We start from the raw sequence: 17,337 nt of genomic DNA, 5'->3' as shown, positions 1-17,337 counted from the left end.
TGTGAGCTGATGGGGGACGCGGTACACGCGATGCCACCCCTGGGTGCCCACGGCGGCAATACCGCATTGCGCGATGCGGCCCCGCTGGCCGCAAAGCTGGAACATGCTGTCGCGCAAGGTGAATCACTTGAGCATGCGCTATCGGTCTATCAAGACGAGATGGTGCCGTACGCATTCCGAGCAGTCGACGACGCATCCAAACAGGTACGCCGGCTGACCGGCAGCAATCCGGTACAACGATGGATCCTGCTGCGAGCGCTACCTCGGCTACATCGTGTAACCGTCTCCTGAAGGCAGCGGACCTCGGACGTTCTGCGCGACATCGACCCGCGAAAATCATTGTGGCCGTGCTAATTCCGGTAGAATGATCAGCGCCATGCGTAGTAGGCGACCAGGGCTATCACGATGGCGAACTGCCCGAAGATCCCGAACAGATTGAGCATGTCCATGAAGGGCTCTCGGCGGTACCCGTAGCGGGGTCGGCGGCTCATGGCTGGAATCCTTCCGTCTGCCACGGGTCGATAGTGGGCACTCCGGCAGCCTCAAACGGTGACCGGTCGCGGGTGGCGACGGTGAAGCCTGCGGCGGCCGCCGTAGCGGCAATCATCCCGTCGGCGACGGCGATAGCGAGTCCGGCGGCGCGGGCCTGCGACATCAGGCGGGCGTATTCCACGGTGGCGTCCAGGTCGTAGGCCAGGATGCGCCCGGCGAACGCGGGCACGGTGTAGTTCTCGAGCCAATCGGCGAACTCGTCGCGGCGGCGGCCGGCGGGCATCGTCGCGATGCCGTACCGGAGTTCGCCGACGGTGACGGCCGCCAGGTAGAGGGTTTCGCTGGCCTGGGCGTCCAGCCACGCCGTGACCCGCTCGTCCGGGGCCTTGGTGGTGGATTCGCTGATGACGTTGGTGTCCAGGATGATCACTGGCCGAACACCATCGGCTCGTGCGGGGTCTTGTCGCGACCGAAGTAGGTTTCGCGTTCGTCGTCGGTGAGCCGGTTCTCTTCACTGATGACCCCGGACAGCAGCGTGCCGAGCTTGATCCGCTCGGGCGGTTGTACCGCCTCGGTGAGAATGGCGCGCATCTCGGCCTCGATGCTGCGGCCGTGCGCGGCCGCGCGCTGGTGAATGGCGCGATGTACTTCATCACTCAGTTTCCGGATGGTCACGTTCTTCATGCGCTATCATCGCCTTTCTGTACGCCATCATTGCTGGCAGCGTGACGCCATCGGCCATCAATGATGGCACCTAAAGCATACCTGCTATCACTCCCTCATGCCGGCCCCCTACAGGGCGCTTATAGGCGGTCAGCCATATGGGCACTATCGGCAATACCGGCGCTATTGTTCGACGATGGGATCGCGCGCCGGGTCGAGTTGACCGCCTCGGTCGACGTCACCACCCGCACGATCGCGGCCGGGCTGTTGCGCCCGATGGGGACGAAGGCGGTGGATGCGTGGCTGCTGCTGGCGCGGATGCTGGTGCCCGAGCCGATGCGGCCCGGCCGGCCCGAGGAGCCTGTAGCCGCCAGCGCCCGGGCGACGGGGATTGCAGAAAGTAGCGCAGTGCTCGCCGCCGGTGTGCGCGCGGGTGTTCGCGGACGAGGAGTTGGCGCGCCTCTATCGAACGACGTCCTCGGGCGGCGCCTATCTTGGCCTGCGCAGATTCCGACGCCGGCCGGGGGATCTCCAGACCCTCAACGTTCGGGGCCACGCCCATGCCCGACGGATGCAGCCCATCCAAACCCGCGACAGTTGAATACGCGATCTCACCAGTCCGGAACCCCGACTGCTACGAGTCCCAGACACCCTCTTCTGACCCATTTACGCAGCCGAATCCCACTGCCGCGAAAATCCTGAAGCACCGACGAGCGTGCGCTAGTTGTGGCGGAAAGAAGGGGTCCGATCACTCATTCCGTGGTGTCGATCGGTTGCGAGTTCACCCATGGGCGGACTGCTCGGCGTGCTGCCCTTCGGCAACCTCGGCGGGGGTGAAACGCATGAGCAGGACCACGAGCCCTGCGGCTACTGCGATCGCAGCGCAGCAGACGAATGCGACGCTGTAGCCGTCGGAGAGCGCTTGAATTTGCCGCTCGGATAGGTCGGGTGCAGGTCCGGTGACCCCACCGCTGGCCATGATTCGTGACGAGACGACGGCACCGACGGCCACCAAACCCACAGCGCCACCCAGATTCTGAGCGACCTGGGCCAGCGCGGATAGGGGGCCGATCTCGGTTGCCTGCACCCCGGCAACGATTGACAGCGTAAGGGGGACGACGGCGAAACCGACACCGAATCCGATAGCAAGGACCGGCGCCGCGATGTCAGGGAAGTAGTCAGGGTGCCCGTTGGTGACCGCGGCCGCGTAGAGGCAGCTCACGAGGATCACCGCGCCACCGGCGATCACGAGCCACCGCGGTTGGACCTTCACCGCCAGCCGCGACGACAGCGCAGCGGCCGCGCCGAACCCGACCGCGAACGGGATGACGGCAAAACCGCTATGTAGCGGTGAATACCGCAGCACGCCCTGCAGATACAGCGAGATGAACACCGCGAGGCACATGATCACCGCCCCGGCGAGAACGATCGCGGTCAGCGCCGCGCCTCTGCTCGGATTGTGGAACAACGTGAACGGCAACAGTGGATTGGCGGCTCGACGCTCGACCCAGATGAACGCATACAGGGTGATCGCCGCGACAGCAGCCGGAATGACCACGATCGGGCGGATCCAACCACCTGGCCCCTCGTTGATCGCGAACACCAGAAGGGTGATTCCCGCGGTGGCCAGAATGGCACCTACGAGATCGAGTTGCGCGCGAGGGCCTTCGGTTTCGCGAAGGCAGACGACAGCTCCGATCGTCACGAGGGCGCCGATAGGTACGTTGACGAGAAACACCAGGCGCCACGACATTTCGGTGAGTACGCCGCCGGCGATGAGACCGGCGACCGATCCGACCCCACTGAGCGCCGCATAGATCGCAAAGGCCTGGTTGCGCGGTTTACCTGGTGCGTAGGTCGTGGCAACCAACGCCATCGACGTTGGTGCCGCTACAGCGGCCGCCATACCTTGCAGCGCTCGCCCGGCCACCAGACTGGCTGGGTCCCAGGCAAGACCGCATAGAAGGGACGTGAGCGTGAAGAGCGCCACGCCCGCGATGAACACTCGTTTGCGCCCGAACGCGTCACCGAGCCGACCGCCCAGGAGCATGAGTCCGCCGAACGCGAGGACGTATGCGGTGATGATCCAAATTCCCGCTTGCTTCCGACAGGTCGAGTGCGTCGCGGATCCGGGGCAGAGCCAGAGCAACGACAGTCCCGTCGAGGACAGTCAGCAGTTGCAGACCGCCGAGGACGAGGATCGGTAACCCCCACACTCGGCTGTGTCCGGCACTGGTCGGCATGTCCGAAGAGACGATCACGACGGCTGACGCTACCTGCGATTCACCATCTTCTGAACCCCTGACCAATCTACAAAGCCCTTATCGCTGGGCGAAACCGACGGCCGTGCCCTGTTCCGCCGAGAGGCTGTCGATTTCCTTGCCCGAGCGCGAGCAGGAGTTGCAACTCGGGGTATCGGCACAACCCCCATATCCATCGAACCGCATGCGGCAGTGCGAGTCCGGTAGCCTCGCGAAGATGCTTGGACAACGTGTGTTCGCGGCGGCGAGGCTGCGACGGATCGCCGCCTTCGTCATCGGATCGACAGCGCTGGCTTCGACGGCGGTTCCGGCCGCCGCACAGGAACCGGACGCACCCGCGGTCACGAACGAACTTCGGGTATGCACGCCGGGTGACTACCCGCCGTATTCGGTGACCGACGGGGCAGGCGAATACCGTGGCATCGACATCGAGCTGATCCGCGGGTTCGCCGATCTGATGCGCCGCCCGGTCGCGTTCGTTCCGGTGACCTGGGCAACCCTGGCAACGGATTTCGCGTCGAAACAATGCGACGTCGCGGTCGGGGGCATCTCCGATCTGCCCGCGCGTCGCACATTCGCAGACTTCTCGATCTCCTATGGCACCGATGGGAAAACCCCGATCACCCGCCGCGCGAACGGCGCCGACTACTCGACGATCGAACAGATCAACCAACCCGATGTCCGGGTCATCGCGAATCGTGGTGGCACGAACGAAACTTTCGCGCGGGCAAACTTTCCCGACGCGCAGCTGACCCTATGGCCCGACAACCTCACCCTCTTCGATGAACTCGAGCAGGGACGGGCCGATGTTTTCGTCACCGACGCGGTCGAAGGGCGCTATCGGGTCCGCGAACATCCCGGTCTGCAGGTCATGCACCCGCAGTCCCCGTTCGATTCGTTCCAGAAGGTACTGCTGCTACGAAAGAATGCCCCGGCGCTGGCGGCATTGGTGAATGCCTGGCTGGTAGCCCAACTCGCCACCGGTGGCGTCGATCGCGCGTTCGCCGAGTGGATCGGCTGAGCGCGCCGGACTCGGTTAACGACCGAATGTTGTTGCGTCGCAGCGTTATCTCCTACTATGAGGACAGAAACGTTACCGGGACGAGGAGTACAGGAATGACCGACGGCGCGAATGTGATCGACCAGTCCAAGCCCAGTATCGCTCGCGTCTATGACTACCTGCTCGGCGGCAAGGACAACTACCTCGTCGACCGGGAGATCGGGGACCACTTCAAGGTCGATCTGCCGGGTTCGGTGGCGATCGCCGTCACCAATCGGCAGGCACTCATGCGCGCGGTGCGCGCCATGGCCGATGACGGTCTTCGGCAGTTCATCGACCTGGGCAGCGGTCTGCCGACCGCCGATAATGTGCACCAGGTCGCCGAAACGTACGCGGCCGACGCACGGGTCGTCTATGTCGACAACGACCCCATCGTGCTCGCACACGGCCGCGCGCTGCTGGCCACCAACGACAACACGACCGTCATCACCGCCGATGTCCGTGACCCGCAGTCGATCCGCAATCATCCCGAAGTGGCCAAGCTGATCGATTTCGATCAACCGGTCGCCGTCATCTTCAGCGCGATCCTGCACCACCTCAACGATGACGAAGATCCCGGGCAGGTCGTCCAGTATTGGAGCGACCAAATCCCTTCCGGCAGCCGCGTTTTCATCTCCCACTTCCGTTCCGGCCACAACGAGGAAACCAGCGCCGCCGAAGCGAAACTCCAATCCACCTTCGGGCGCGGACGCTGGCGCACCGATGACGAAATCCGCGCTCTGTTCGGCGAACTCGAACTCCTCGCCCCCGGCATTGTTCCTGCCGCCCGCTGGCGCCCGGACCTGGCCATCGTCGGGAACGCCGACCGCGAGTCCACCGTCTGGGAGCAACTCATCGCCTCCGGACTCGCCACCAAACCCTGAGCGAAATGGTCGCGCGGCGCTGCACATCCCGGCAACCGCATCCCGGAATGTGCAGCGTTCAGCGACGCCGAAGCTCGAAGATTCGGAATCGACGGCGCCCGGAGAGCTCGTATTCCATCTGGTACCCGGGCCAGAATTCCACGGCGAGGTCCCAGGCACGTTTGCGGTCCACGCCGGTGACCTCGGTGACAGTGACCTCGACGTATTCATTCCTGGTACGCACGGTCGCGGTACTCGCGGCGCGCAGATTCGCCGACCACACGGGATGGGTCTCGCCACCCCAATTAGAACCGAGAACCAGGAAGTTCTCGCCGTCCGGGACATAGAGCAGCGAGGTGGTGCGCGGCAGCCCAGTTTTGCGGCCCGCGACGGTGATCTCGATCGACGGCAACCCCGCCAAGTCCAGGATGCCCCACCTGCCCCGGCTCACACGCCGCACCAGTCGTTCCAGCAGCAGCACCACCGGCGCGGTGCGCATGACCCAGCGCTGCGCGGCGAGCCTACGGGCGAACGCGGACAGCGGATTGGGCGTCATGCTCGAATCCTGACAGAACTTCACAAACAGGGCCCACCTCGGGAGTGATCCACGTCACTGGCTAATGCTGTCAGGAATTCGGGGGCTGTCTCGTTCAGGGAGCACGCGAACCAGACAGGAGCCAACCATGCAGCACCGCATCGTCATCCTCGGGGCCGGATACGCCGGAACCTTCTCCGCCGGATACCTGGCCCGCCAACTCCACTCCGACGACTTCGAGATCACCGTCGTCAACGCCGAACCTGATTTCGTCGAGCGGCTGCGCCTGCATCAGCTCGCCGCCGGGCAGGATCTCCGCCGCCGGCCGCTGGCGGAGGTGTTCGCGGGCACCGACATCCGGCTACGGCTGGCGCGGGTAACCAACGTCGACGCCGAGCACCGGACTGTCACAGTCGCCGACGGCGACGGTATCGACCGGCTCGAATACGACACCCTCCTCTACGCGCTCGGCAGCACCACCGCAGACCACGGCGTTCCCGGCGTCGACGAGCACGCCTACCATGTGGCAGCGCGGCCGGCCGCGCTGCGCCTGCGCGCACGCCTGGACGAGCTGGACGAGGGCCGGCACGTACTGGTGGTCGGCGGCAACCTGACCGCGATCGAAGCCGCCACCGAGATCGCCGAATCCCGTCCAGGACTTCGGGTCAGCCTCGCCACCAGCGGCGAACTGGGCGGCTGGCTGGGCCCCAAGGCCCGCCGTCACATGCTGCGCGCCTTCGACCGATTCGGTATCACGGTCCACGAGCACACCACCATCGAGCTCGTCGAGGAGGCTGTGGCGATCGCCGCCGACGGCACCGCGTTCACCGCCGACGCGACCGTGTGGGCCGCAGGCTTCGCCGTTCACCCGATTGCCGCCGCCAGCGGCCTCGAAGTGGTAACCAACGGCCAGATCACGGTCGACCGTCAGATGCGGTCGATCTCGCACCCGGATGTCTACGTTGCCGGTGACAGCGCCTTCGTCATCGGCGAGAACGGTCGGCCGTTGCCGATGTCCTGCGCTTCCGCGGGAGTAACAAGTATGCAGGCGACGGCCGCGATTATCGGGGACCGGACCGGACGCAAGATCTCGACGACCTCGCTGTCGTATGTCGGCAACCACATCAGCCTCGGCCGGAAGGACGGGCTCTTCCAGCTGGTCGACGGTGACGCGCGATCGAAGTCGTGGGCCCTATGTGGCCGGACGGCCGCGCGCGTCAAGTCGGCAATCCTCGATACTGCCGCCTGGAGCCTGAGCCACCCGACCTTCGGAAGACCGGGTCACCAATACCGCTTGGCCACCACTCGAGAGCACTCGCCCGATGTGGTCGCCGCATAGAGTCGGGCTCATGGACACTGCCACCGTGGCGCATTTCGAGGCCAGCCGGAATCGGCTGGCCTCGCTCGCCTACCGTCTGCTCGGCTCGGCCGCCGACGCCGAGGACACAGTGCAGGACGCGTTCCTACGGTGGCAGGCCGCCGACCGGGAGTACGTCGAGGTGCCCGAGGCATGGTTGACCAAGATCGTCACCAACCTCGCGCTCGACCGGCTCCGTTCGGCGAAGGTGCGGCGCGAACGCGCGGTCGGCGCCTGGCTGCCCGAACCGCTCCTCGACGGCGACCCGATGCTGGGCCCGGCCGACACCGTCGAGCAGCGCGAATCGGTGACCCTGGCGGTGCTGACGCTCATGGAGCGTCTGTCGCCGGTCGAACGGGCCGTTTACGTGCTGCGCGAGGCATTTGCCTACAGCCACGCCGAGATAGCCGAGATTCTCGGCATCACCGAGTCCGGGAGTCAGCAACACACCCACCGAGCCCGGCGTCGAATCGCCGCCGCTGGCAACGGCACTGACATCGACCATGCCTCCGCGCGTCGAATCGTCGAGGCGTTCGTCGATGCCGCCTCCTCGGGCCGGACCGAACGGCTGGTGGCGCTACTGACCGACGACGCGACCGGCATCTCCGACGGCGCCGGGCTGGGCCTGGCCGAAAAGCTGATCCGGTACTCGACCCCGGAGCGGATCGCCAGCGCGATGCGGGCCGGCTTCAAACCGTCTCCGGCCAAGCGCAGACTCGCCGGTGGCTCACCCTCGATCCATGCCGTCGTGGTCAATGGCTGCCCGGCCATACTCGCCGCGCTCGACGACCGGGTCGTGGGCGTCGTGATCCTGGAGATCCGTGACGACAAGATCGCAGGCGTGCGCGGGATCGCCGCCCCGGACCGACTCGGTCGCCTCACCGAGGAATGGCAGCGGCAGCAGCATGATGTCCCACTGATCGAATCGTGGTAACCGGCCGTCCGACACTCGATCTCACGTTCGCCCGTCAATTCGGGGTCCCGGTAGTAACCGTGCGAAAAACAACGACAATGGCTTGACCAGCGGTGACGTCGGGCTTCCGCTCAAGGAGTACGGCGCGATGCGCCGCACCGTCTACGCCTGCCGATATCTGACCAATCCCGACTACCGACGCAAGATCTCCCGACAGCTCAACAACGGCGAATCCCTGCACGCCCTGCGCCGGGCCCATGGGAAGACTGGCGGTACGGCTACCTCGATCGGCGGCTACGGCGTTCCGAACCACTTCGCCAGGGTCTCATGCAGGCCGTCGGGGGCACCGTCCGCCCAGGCCAGGTATCCGTCCGGGCGGACCAGTGCGGACGGGCCGGAGCCAGGGGTTTCGGCCACATCGACCCATTTTCGCCACGGCCCGGTTATCGCGGCGAGTTTCCCGTCGTCCGTGCTATCGACGAGGACGGCCCTACCACCGCGCAGGGGCTCGATCAGTGCCGCCGCCATGTGCTCGTCCAGGGCGTCCGGCGCCCAGGTGCCGACCAGTGGGCCAGGCCCATAGGTCACGTCGGCGCCTTCCATAAGCGTCGCCAGGTGAGTCAACGGACTCGGGTATCGCAGCAGTTCAGCGAGGACTTCGCGCAGGGCGTCGGCGTTCTCGCCCGAACTCGACAAGGCCGCCTGCGCCCGGGTGTGTGTGATCGCGCGGCGGCCGGCGGGGTGGCGTTCGGCATGATAGGTGTCGAGCAGGCCCGCTGGGGCTGTGCCTTTTACCGCGGCGGCCAGTTTCCAGCCGAGATTGACTGCATCCAGTAGCCCGGCGTTGAGGGCGGTGCCGCCTGTGGCGAATAGGTGCGCGGCATCACCGGCGAGAAAGACCCGTTCGGCCCGGTAGGTGTCCGCTTGTCTGCTGTTGCCGACGGTGCTGCGCAGCCAGCGCGCGCCGGTGATCGGCAGGTCGGTGCCGAGCACGCGCCGGACACTGGCACGCAGCTCATCGAAAGTAAGGGTGTCCGGCAGGTGCGGCGGACGAGGTTCGGAGGTCGCCAGAATGTACACGTCCGGGTCGACCGACGGGTCGAGAATTGACTGCGGAGTAATGGTGATCGAGCCGGTCGCGGTGCGGTTGGGTCGCACCAGCGCCAGTTGGACGCCGCGCACTGCCAGTGTTCCATCGGCGATAGCGACCTCATCGGCCGGCATAGTCACCCGCGCGATGCGGGCGACCTCGTCGCTGGTGATGCCTGGGAAGGCTATGCCCGCGTGTTTGCGGACGAAGCTGCGGGCGCCGTCGCAGCCGACGAGATACCTCGCTGTGAGCCGGTATTCGCCGGTGGGGCCCTGAACTCGCACCACAAGCCCCTCGTCCTTCTTCTCGAACCCGACCACTTCGTGGCCACGCTGTACGGTCGCGCCCACTCCGGCTGCGGCGTCGTGCAGCAGTTCCTCGAGGTCGCGTTGTGGGATGGGCAGCACGTGCAGCGGGCTGGCTTCGAGCCTGTCGAGTTCCAGGGACAGCGGCCCGAACGGGAATCGGGGCACTGCCATGGGGTGGAAAGATGTGCCGTCGAGCAAGCCGCGATAGGCGAGCACTCGGGTGATCTGACCGACGAGCCCGTTGGCGCGGGGTTGTTCGTCGGGTCGTTGCGCCTTGTCCAGCACCAGGGCGGGTACGCCGGCAAGGCCCAGTTCGTAGGCGAGCAGCAGCCCGGTGGGGCCGGCTCCTGCGATAACGACATCGAGATTCACCGCAACCTCCTCCAAGAGTGTCAGTTTGAACTGACATGATCAAACTCCGTCAGTCTGTATTGACGCGCCACGGTTGTCAAGGCAGACTGACGGGCATGACCACCGAAGATCTATCAGCCCGGATCCGGACCACTGATCCGGCGGTCGGGCTGCGCGCTGTCGGCGCCCTGCATCGCCTCGCGGAGCAGGTCGAGGCCGTGCACGTTGAACTCGCGCGCCGTGAGGGCTGGTCATGGGAACAGATCGGCGACGCACTCGGCGTGACGCGGCAGTCGATACACGCCAAATACGGAAAGGGACGCTGAGATGTTCGAACGGTTCGCTGCGGCGGCGCGTTCTGTCGTACGAGAAGCCGCTGAAGAGGCTCGGCAGCGCGGCGATCGGCGGGTCGGCACCGAGCATCTGCTACTGGCCGCGCTGAACGAACCGACCAGCTCCGACCTGCTCGGTGTCACCGCTGAAACAGCACGCGCGGCAGCCGATGAGCTCGACCGGCAGTCCCTGGCCGCGATCGGTATCGACCTCGGCGACTTCCGGCCCATCGGCACCCCCGGCGCAGGCAAGCGTCCCCCATTCAACTCGGGGGCGCGTCAGGTCCTGTCACGCACGCTGACCCTGGCCGCAGCGGAGAGATCCCGCCGCATCGAGACACGACACCTGCTGGCTGCGCTATTGGAACGCGACCGACCCGATCCGATCGTCGCCCTGCTGTCCGCCCTGGGCATCGACCCGTCGGCAACACGAGCCCGGCTGCAGGGTTGACGAAAGAAGAAACCGAAGTCGGCAGCCAAGCCGACTCATGTCCGGTAACGATCATTCGCGAGACCCCCTCGGCCGTAGCGGGTTCCCGCAGGCCGGACCTGTAAAGGTTGCCGTGTACGCGCCAACGTCAACCTGTCGCGGGTTCGCAATACACTCCGCGCCATGCGAATCGGCTACGGGCTGGCCGCCGCCCGCGCCCGTGGCCGCAGCGGCGGGCAGAAACCGAAACTCGGCACCCGACAAGTGGCTCCGGCCCATTGTCGTTGTTTTTCGCACGGTTACTACCGGGACCCCACTTCCCGTCGGACCATTCGGCGAGCACCGCGGCTTAGCCTGGTCGACGTCGTGGGTGGCGGTGAGCAGGGTGACGTGGTGTTAGCGCGGCCACGCGAACGCGACACCGCAATCGGCGCCGATATCCGATGACCACGAATACAGGGCCGAGGCCGGCACTGCTCACATATGTTGAATCCCCCACTGCACGAGCTTTTCAACCGGCAGGTCCCATGCCCATACGGCTGAGTTGGGAACGAACGTCGTGATCTCCGGGATTTCGTCCAGTTCCGGGACCGTGGCGAGAAAGTGGAGATAGCGGCCATCTTCGAGCCGGGTCGAGAAGGGCTGATTGGGACGGTCGGGTTCGGCGTCGAATCGCACAGCCCCAGCCTGGCCTGCCACTCAAACCACACCGCCGTCACGGCACCACGCAGACTGGCGTACGTAGCAGCGAATCGTTTTCTCCCACACCTAAACTCACCTGAACTCGACGCCATCCGGATATCCAACCCGGCGCCGCCATAATCGCGATACCCGATCGCCGCGGCACACCCACCGGGCCAGACGAGCCACAATCAGCAGACCCACGCAATCCAGGCTCAGCAACATCGAAATTCGCCGGTTCGACGATGACCTCAGCGAGGTGTAATGCTGTTCAGCCCTTGGGATTCCCCTCATCGACGGTTGCCGGTGGCCGGTCGATGGCCGGCTCCGGCAACACGCTCCGATATGCCTCGATCTCGACGAGTGCGAGCTGGCCGGTGCAGCCCTGGCTCAGCGATGACGCACCGCGATCGGCGGTGAGCACGTTCGGGTTCCCGTGCCGACAGAAACTGGGGTCGACCGGGTCCGGGTCGTACCAGGCTCCCGTGGACAACTGCGCGACGCCGGGAGCGACCGCATCATCGCACACGAGGCCCGCCAAACAACTTCCGCGACTGTTGAAGATCCGAACGATGTCACCATCACACAACCCGCGCGCGCTCGCATCACCGGGATACAACCGAACCGGTTCTCGCCCACCAATTTTCGCGGATCGACTGTGCGCGCCGACATCGAGCTGGCTGTGCAGCTTGGTGCGCGGCTGGTTGGCGATCAGCTGCAGCGGGAACTGCCGGGCCAGCAAACCACCCAGCCATTCCTCGGGCTCGATCCACACCGGGTGGCCCGGACAGTCCGCGTAGCCGAAACCATCGATGGTCTCGGAGAATATTTCGATCCTGCCACTGGGAGTCGCCAGCGGATGCAAGTTCGGGTCCGCCCGGAAGTCGGCCAACAGCACCTGGTCCGGGTCCGGTACCGGCAACTCGATCCGCTCGCTGTCCCAGAACTCGTCGAACTCCGGCAGCTCCGCGCTCACCTGCGACTGCCACTCCTCATACAGGTGACGCAACCACTCGTGCGAGGTGCGGCCCTCCGTGAATTCCTTTCCGACACCGACCCTTTCGGCCAATTCGGTAAAGATCACATAGTCGTCACGCGACTGCCCATGCGGCCTGGTCAGCGCCTTCATCGGGAAGAACCCCCGATCGTTCTGCCCGGCCCCATAATCGTCACGCTCGATGGACATCGTCGCAGGAAGCACGATGTCAGCGTGCCGAGCCGTCGCTGTCCAGAAGCCATCGTGCACGACCACCGTCTGCGGGCGCGTGAACGCCATACGTAGTCGCGCCAGATCTTGATGGTGATGAAAGGGATTTCCGCCGCACCAGTAAACGAGCTTGATATCGGGGAAGGTCAGGCGCCTACCGTCGTAATCGAACGAAGCACCCGGATTCAGCAACATATCGGCAATCCTGGCGACCGGGATGAACCTATCGATCCCATTACCGCCCTGCGGGAATCGCGGCACCGAAACTCCACGAGACGGTTCACCGACATGCGAGCTCGAGCCGTAGCCGTGGCCGAATCCGCCGCCGGGTAACCCGATCTGGCCGAGCATCGCCGCCAGCACCACACCGAGCCACAACGGCTGCTCACCATGTTCGGCACGCTGCATGGACCAGCTCACGGTGACCATGGTGCGCGCGGCGGCCATCTCGTGCGCCAAACCACGGATCACCTCGGCAGGCACACCGGTGATCGCGGCCGCCCACCGTGGATCCTTGACGACCCCATCCGATTCACCACGGACATACCGCGCGAACCGCTGGTAGCCCACGGTGTATCGGTCCAGAAAATCATTGTCCGCCAAGCCATCCGCGTCCAATACCTGCGCCAGCGCCAGCATCAGAGCGGCGTCGCTACCCGGCCGGGGCGCAACCCACGTGGCTTCGGCCTCGGCGGGGATGTCGTCACGCAGCGGGCTGATCGAGACGAAACGGCAGCCACGGTCGCGCGCCGCCGCGATCCACGTCCTCGTATTGTGCCGCGACACACCACCCGGCGACACCGCGGAATTCTTCGGCGACAGCCCGCCGAAGGCCACCACCAGTTCCGAATGCTCGGCGAGCACCTTCTTCGACGTCGCATGGCCTTCGATCACCGACATGTCGGCGATGACATGCGGCATCAGCACACTCGCGGCACCGTAGCTATAGCTGTTCACGTGCCGCACGTATCCGCCCAGACAGTTCAGGAACCGATGCAGCTGCCCCTGCGCGTGGTGGAACCTGCCCGCACTGGCCCAACCGTAGGAGCCGCCATATACCGACTCCGCGCCGAATTCCCGATAGACACGGTTCAATTCCTCCGACAGCAGCTCGAACGCCGTCTCCCACGACACCGGCACGAATGGTTCATCCCCGCGCCCGGCGCCGCCCGGACCACGATCCAGCCACCCCTTGCGCACATACGGTTGATCGATCCGCGTCGGATGATGCTGCGCTGATGCCACATTATCGATCAGCGGCATCGGCTCCGGATCACCCCGCCACGGCCGAACCGATGTCAACCGCGTGCCGTCGCTGTCTGCCTCGAACACTCCCCAGTGCGTCAGATGCGTGGTCATCCGTCCACCGTAACCGCCACCACCGACAGTCCCGAACCCAGCAAGTGGGGCACCCCACCATCCAGAAGCCCCACATCGCGTAGTCAATTCACCAGAAACATCAACAGATCACAATTCAACCGCCCCCGATGCGTCAAATACCGCCCATGCGGCGCAATCTCATACACGACTCGAATTCCCTCCAGCAACCCAGCGTCCGCGCCGCCCGGGCGGTCGCGCACCGGACCACCGACGGCAATGTGGTGGCCACCAACCCCAGGCCCGCACCAGGTCGGAACCATGACGGGTCAGGTAGCGAACAATTTCCATCCCGCCCAAGGAGTGCCCGACCCAGCTCACCCCAGTCGCCACTTCCCCAATCGCAATCGAAGAGCTCGGTGTTGTCGTGAGCCCGGAAATACGGCATGTATCTGGTCCTTCGCAGTTCGGCGATACATGCGGGAAAGACCGAATGACCGTGCCGGTATTCCCATGGCCGCAGCCGAAGCCACCGGCTCGTCATTACAGTCAGTGACATGTCCCTCGTGCAGACCGCACTCGATCGCATACCGGAGCCATACCGCTCGAAGGCGATCCAGCACCGCGAACTACTGAAGTTCGCCATCGTCGGCGCCATCACCTGGTTCATCGACACCGGCCTCGTCTACACCCTGAAACTGACCGTTCTCGGCGACAAGCCGCTCACCGCACGACTCATCGGCGTCCTCATCGCGACCATTGCTTCCTACATCCTCAACCGCGAATGGTCCTTCCGCACCAGGGGCGGACGGCAACGCCACCACGAAGCGCTGTGGTTTTTCGCGATCAGCGCGCTCGGCGTCGGCGTCACGGTAGTGCCCCAAGCAGTTTCGCTGTACATACTCGATCTGAGAGTGCCCCACGTGAGCCCTCTCAACCAGGCCGTAGCCAACTTCGTGACGGGTCAGATCCTCGGCGTCCTACTCGCAATGGCCTTCCGCTTCTGGGCATTTCGCCGCTTCGTATTCCCCGACGACCTCCGCCAAGCCGAGCTGCACACGCCGATCGGCTGAATTCTCAAACGGTCCCGCTCCAAATCGATGAGTACCTTGGTGCAATCACCTCGCGAGACCCTAGGAGCCTATTGATGTTTACGCGGTGGGGCGACCTCGTCTACCGACTACGCTTCGCCGTGATCGGCATTGTCGTGGCCGGACTATTCGCACTCGGCGGCTACGGTCTCGGCGTCGAAGACCACCTCAGTTCCGGCGGCCTCGACGACCCCACCTCCGAATCAGCCCAGGCAGCGCGCCTGGCCGACAACGCATTCGGCCGCAATCACAACGTCGACGTCGTCGTGCTCTACACCGCGCCCGAAGGCAAAACCGTCGACGATCCCGAATTCAGTCGCAAAATCGTCGACAACCTCAACAGCCTCCCACGCGAACACCCCGACGAAATCGCGGGCATCAACGCCTCGTACTGGCGCACCGACAACGGCAAACTCAGCGGAGCCCAAGCATCCACACCGGACAAAAAGCACGCCGTCGCGGCCATCGCCATCGTCGGCGACAATGACACCGACACCTCGCGCAACTTCCGAAATATCAAGAACGCCTTCTACATTCCCGGCATCGACGTCCAAGTCGGCGGCCTCCAAGCCGTCGCCGGCACGCTCAACGACACCATGGCCGACGACGTCCGGCGCATGGAAGTTCTCGCCATCCCCCTCGTCGCGGTACTGCTGTTGTTCATCTTCGGCGGCGTCGTCGCGGCCGCGCTGCCACTGATCGTCGGTGGACTGACGGTAATCGGCGCCAACGGCATCGTCCGATTCCTCACCAACTACACCGAGGTCACCTCGTTCGTCTCCCCCGTCGTCTCCATGATCGGACTCGGACTCGCGATCGACTACGGCCTGTTCGTGGTGAGCAGATTCCGTGAAGAACTCGCCGAGGGCTACGACACCAAGGCCGCCGTCCGGCGCTCGGTCATGACCGCGGGACGCACCGTCGTGTTTTCCGCGACCATGATCATCGCCAGCCTCGGCGGCATGCTGCTGTTCCCCCAGGGCTTCCTGAAATCCGTTGCCTACGGCGCCATCGCGACCGTCTCGCTGGCCGCGCTCACCGCGATAACCGTGCTGCCCGCCATGCTCGCAATCCTCGGCAGACGTGTTGACATGCTCGGACTGGAGCGATTCCGCAAGACCAAAACCGCCGAGGAAATCGAGGAGGGCTTCTGGGGTAAGACCACCCGCTGGGTCATGCGGCGCCCACTGCAGGTCGCCGCCCCGATCTGCCTGATCCTGTTACTGCTCATCCTGCCGGTACGCAACCTCGTCTTCGGCGGATTCAGCGAACGCTATCTGCCACCGGACAACACCACCCGCCTGGCCCAGGCCGCGATCGACGAGATGTTCCCCGGAAAACGATCCGACCCCATCGAACTCATCTTCGTCTCCGAAGATCGCAACGCGATCGGGCAACTCCGCAAGCAAGCCAACCAGGCGCCCGGCCTCACCAGCGAGTTCGAAATTCCGGCCGGATCGACCACCGACCCGACTGTATACCGCACCAAGGCAACTGTCCCCGACTCCGACCACGCGGGCCCGACCATCGAATATCTCCGGTCACTCGACATCCCCGACGACGTCACGATGCTCGTCGGCGGCATGCCCGCCATGCAGAAAGACAGCATCGACGCACTGCTCACCCGAATCCCGCTCATGATCGCCCTGGTTCTGCTCGTCACCACAATGCTCATGTTCCTGACCTTCGGCTCGCTCGTGCTGCCGATCAAGGCCGCAGCGATGAGCGCACTCGGCCTCGGATCGACGCTCGGCATCCTGACCTGGATCTTCGTCGACGGACACGGCGCGGGGTTGCTGAACTTCACACCGCAGCCGATTCAGTCGAACGTCCTGGTTCTCATCATCGCGATCATCTACGGATTGTCCACCGACTACGAAGTCTTCCTGCTCTCACGCATGGTCGAGGCTCGCGCCAAGGGAGCGAGCACCAGCGAGGCCATTCGTACCGGAACCGCGCACACCGGCCGGATCATTACCGCCGCCGCGCTCATCCTGCTCGTCGTCACCGGCGCGTTCGCGTTCTCCGACCTGGTGATGATGCAATACATCGCCTACGGCATGATCGCCGCGCTGTTCATCGACGCGACCATCCTGCGCATGCTGCTTGTGCCCGCCATCATGAAACTGCTCGGCGACGACTGCTGGTGGGCGCCGGCGTGGATGAAGCGCATCCAGCGCACAGTCGGTCTCGGCGAACCTATCCTGGATGACGAACGCCCCGGCACGGACGAACTGCACGACATGGTCAAGTCCACTCCGTCACGGATCCGATCAGAATGAAGTTGCCCCGGTCATCGGGGCACACTCGGAGCAGGGCTGGTCCGGCAGCGCAGTCGTCGAAACTTCTCGACGACACGGTCGTGAGCGGTACGTTCACCGCCCGAAAGCGTCACCCCGGCCACTGG

16 protein-coding genes and 2 pseudogenes are annotated in these 17,337 nt (G+C 64.9%); 10 read left to right on the top strand and 8 right to left on the bottom strand.

Annotated elements, in window-relative coordinates:
- The first annotated feature begins 9 nt into the window (after positions 1-9).
- Positions 10-291: an FAD-dependent oxidoreductase gene (locus tag LKE06_RS15725; protein ID WP_255649225.1), complete on the top strand. Its 282-nt coding sequence runs from the start codon at positions 10-12 to the stop codon at positions 289-291.
- A gap of 77 nt (positions 292-368) precedes the next feature.
- Here LKE06_RS15725 and LKE06_RS32575 read toward each other — a convergent pair whose 3' ends face one another.
- The 4 genes and pseudogenes from LKE06_RS32575 to LKE06_RS15710 form a co-directional block, all read right to left on the bottom strand.
- A complete protein-coding gene (locus LKE06_RS32575) occupies positions 369-491 on the bottom strand; it encodes a hypothetical protein (RefSeq protein ID WP_255649224.1) in 123 nt (40 codons plus the stop codon).
- Positions 488-922 carry a type II toxin-antitoxin system VapC family toxin gene (locus LKE06_RS15720; protein ID WP_227999705.1) on the bottom strand — a complete coding sequence of 145 codons (435 nt, stop codon included), beginning with the start codon at positions 920-922 and terminating at the stop codon, positions 488-490. The genes LKE06_RS32575 and LKE06_RS15720 overlap by 4 nt, the downstream gene beginning before the upstream one ends.
- Positions 919-1,176 carry a FitA-like ribbon-helix-helix domain-containing protein gene (locus LKE06_RS15715; RefSeq protein ID WP_227999704.1) on the bottom strand — a complete coding sequence of 86 codons (258 nt, stop codon included), beginning with the start codon at positions 1,174-1,176 and terminating at the stop codon, positions 919-921. The genes LKE06_RS15720 and LKE06_RS15715 overlap by 4 nt, the downstream gene beginning before the upstream one ends.
- A gap of 760 nt (positions 1,177-1,936) precedes the next feature.
- Positions 1,937-3,398 (bottom strand): annotated as a pseudogene (locus LKE06_RS15710) (MFS transporter).
- A 235-nt stretch (positions 3,399-3,633) separates the two neighbouring features.
- Between LKE06_RS15710 and LKE06_RS15705 the strand changes: the two are divergent.
- Both LKE06_RS15705 and LKE06_RS15700 read left to right on the top strand, forming a co-directional pair.
- Positions 3,634-4,437, top strand: coding sequence for a transporter substrate-binding domain-containing protein (locus LKE06_RS15705; RefSeq protein WP_227999703.1), 804 nt, complete (start codon positions 3,634-3,636; stop codon positions 4,435-4,437).
- A 95-nt stretch (positions 4,438-4,532) separates the two neighbouring features.
- Positions 4,533-5,339, top strand: coding sequence for an SAM-dependent methyltransferase (locus LKE06_RS15700; protein ID WP_227999702.1), 807 nt, complete (start codon positions 4,533-4,535; stop codon positions 5,337-5,339).
- 58 nt (positions 5,340-5,397) lie between these two features.
- Here LKE06_RS15700 and LKE06_RS15695 read toward each other — a convergent pair whose 3' ends face one another.
- Positions 5,398-5,874, bottom strand: a complete 477-nt coding sequence (locus LKE06_RS15695) for a nitroreductase family deazaflavin-dependent oxidoreductase (RefSeq protein ID WP_227999701.1) — start codon at positions 5,872-5,874, stop codon at positions 5,398-5,400.
- Between the two features lie 127 nt (positions 5,875-6,001).
- Here LKE06_RS15695 and LKE06_RS15690 point away from each other — a divergent pair, with 127 nt between their 5' ends.
- The 3 genes and pseudogenes from LKE06_RS15690 to LKE06_RS33200 form a co-directional block, all read left to right on the top strand.
- Complete coding sequence (locus LKE06_RS15690; RefSeq protein ID WP_227999700.1) at positions 6,002-7,192, top strand: NAD(P)/FAD-dependent oxidoreductase; 1,191 nt, start codon at positions 6,002-6,004, stop codon at positions 7,190-7,192.
- A 10-nt stretch (positions 7,193-7,202) separates the two neighbouring features.
- Positions 7,203-8,144 (top strand): sigma-70 family RNA polymerase sigma factor, encoded by a 942-nt coding sequence (locus LKE06_RS15685; RefSeq protein ID WP_227999698.1) that lies wholly within the window; start codon positions 7,203-7,205, stop codon positions 8,142-8,144.
- Positions 8,145-8,253: 109 nt separating this feature from the next.
- Positions 8,254-8,376 (top strand): annotated as a pseudogene (locus tag LKE06_RS33200) (Tn3 family transposase); the annotation flags it as partial.
- A gap of 41 nt (positions 8,377-8,417) precedes the next feature.
- Here LKE06_RS33200 and LKE06_RS15675 read toward each other — a convergent pair.
- Positions 8,418-9,893 (bottom strand): FAD-dependent monooxygenase, encoded by a 1,476-nt coding sequence (locus LKE06_RS15675; RefSeq protein WP_227999697.1) that lies wholly within the window; start codon positions 9,891-9,893, stop codon positions 8,418-8,420.
- A 95-nt stretch (positions 9,894-9,988) separates the two neighbouring features.
- Between LKE06_RS15675 and LKE06_RS15670 the strand changes: the two genes are divergently transcribed.
- On the top strand, positions 9,989-10,198 hold the full coding sequence (locus LKE06_RS15670; protein WP_227999696.1) for a helix-turn-helix domain-containing protein: 210 nt from the start codon (positions 9,989-9,991) through the stop codon (positions 10,196-10,198).
- A gap of 1 nt (position 10,199) precedes the next feature.
- Positions 10,200-10,655, top strand: coding sequence for a Clp protease N-terminal domain-containing protein (locus tag LKE06_RS15665; RefSeq protein ID WP_227999695.1), 456 nt, complete (start codon positions 10,200-10,202; stop codon positions 10,653-10,655).
- Between the two features lie 456 nt (positions 10,656-11,111).
- Here the strand turns inward: LKE06_RS15665 and LKE06_RS15660 are convergent, their stop codons facing one another.
- Positions 11,112-11,312 (bottom strand): hypothetical protein, encoded by a 201-nt coding sequence (locus LKE06_RS15660; RefSeq protein WP_227999693.1) that lies wholly within the window; start codon positions 11,310-11,312, stop codon positions 11,112-11,114.
- Positions 11,313-11,586: 274 nt separating this feature from the next.
- Positions 11,587-13,881 (bottom strand): molybdopterin guanine dinucleotide-containing S/N-oxide reductase, encoded by a 2,295-nt coding sequence (locus LKE06_RS15655; RefSeq protein WP_227999691.1) that lies wholly within the window; start codon positions 13,879-13,881, stop codon positions 11,587-11,589.
- 515 nt (positions 13,882-14,396) lie between these two features.
- On the opposite strand from LKE06_RS15655, the gene LKE06_RS15650 reads away from it, so the two are divergent.
- Both LKE06_RS15650 and LKE06_RS15645 read left to right on the top strand, forming a co-directional pair.
- Positions 14,397-14,912 (top strand): GtrA family protein, encoded by a 516-nt coding sequence (locus LKE06_RS15650; RefSeq protein WP_227999689.1) that lies wholly within the window; start codon positions 14,397-14,399, stop codon positions 14,910-14,912.
- 74 nt (positions 14,913-14,986) lie between these two features.
- On the top strand, positions 14,987-17,212 hold the full coding sequence (locus tag LKE06_RS15645) for an MMPL family transporter (protein WP_227999687.1): 2,226 nt from the start codon (positions 14,987-14,989) through the stop codon (positions 17,210-17,212).
- The last annotated feature ends 125 nt before the right edge of the window (positions 17,213-17,337 follow it).

Origin of the sequence: Nocardia australiensis, from assembly GCF_020733705.1 — a bacterium.
Lineage (GTDB): Bacteria > Actinomycetota > Actinomycetes > Mycobacteriales > Mycobacteriaceae > Nocardia > Nocardia australiensis.
This window is presented reverse-complemented; position numbering and strand designations above follow the sequence as displayed.

Coding starts and splice junctions, on each gene's coding strand:
- LKE06_RS15725 (WP_255649225.1), top strand. CDS start 10: ATGGGGGACGCGGTACACGCGATGCCACCCCTGGGTGCCCACGGCGGC.
- LKE06_RS15705 (WP_227999703.1), top strand. CDS start 3,634: ATGCTTGGACAACGTGTGTTCGCGGCGGCGAGGCTGCGACGGATCGCC.
- LKE06_RS15715 (WP_227999704.1), bottom strand. CDS start 1,176: ATGAAGAACGTGACCATCCGGAAACTGAGTGATGAAGTACATCGCGCC.
- LKE06_RS15690 (WP_227999700.1), top strand. CDS start 6,002: ATGCAGCACCGCATCGTCATCCTCGGGGCCGGATACGCCGGAACCTTC.
- LKE06_RS15670 (WP_227999696.1), top strand. CDS start 9,989: ATGACCACCGAAGATCTATCAGCCCGGATCCGGACCACTGATCCGGCG.
- LKE06_RS15665 (WP_227999695.1), top strand. CDS start 10,200: ATGTTCGAACGGTTCGCTGCGGCGGCGCGTTCTGTCGTACGAGAAGCC.
- LKE06_RS15685 (WP_227999698.1), top strand. CDS start 7,203: ATGGACACTGCCACCGTGGCGCATTTCGAGGCCAGCCGGAATCGGCTG.
- LKE06_RS32575 (WP_255649224.1), bottom strand. CDS start 491: ATGAGCCGCCGACCCCGCTACGGGTACCGCCGAGAGCCCTTCATGGAC.
- LKE06_RS15650 (WP_227999689.1), top strand. CDS start 14,397: ATGTCCCTCGTGCAGACCGCACTCGATCGCATACCGGAGCCATACCGC.
- LKE06_RS15655 (WP_227999691.1), bottom strand. CDS start 13,881: ATGACCACGCATCTGACGCACTGGGGAGTGTTCGAGGCAGACAGCGAC.
- LKE06_RS15695 (WP_227999701.1), bottom strand. CDS start 5,874: ATGACGCCCAATCCGCTGTCCGCGTTCGCCCGTAGGCTCGCCGCGCAG.
- LKE06_RS15645 (WP_227999687.1), top strand. CDS start 14,987: ATGTTTACGCGGTGGGGCGACCTCGTCTACCGACTACGCTTCGCCGTG.
- LKE06_RS15700 (WP_227999702.1), top strand. CDS start 4,533: ATGACCGACGGCGCGAATGTGATCGACCAGTCCAAGCCCAGTATCGCT.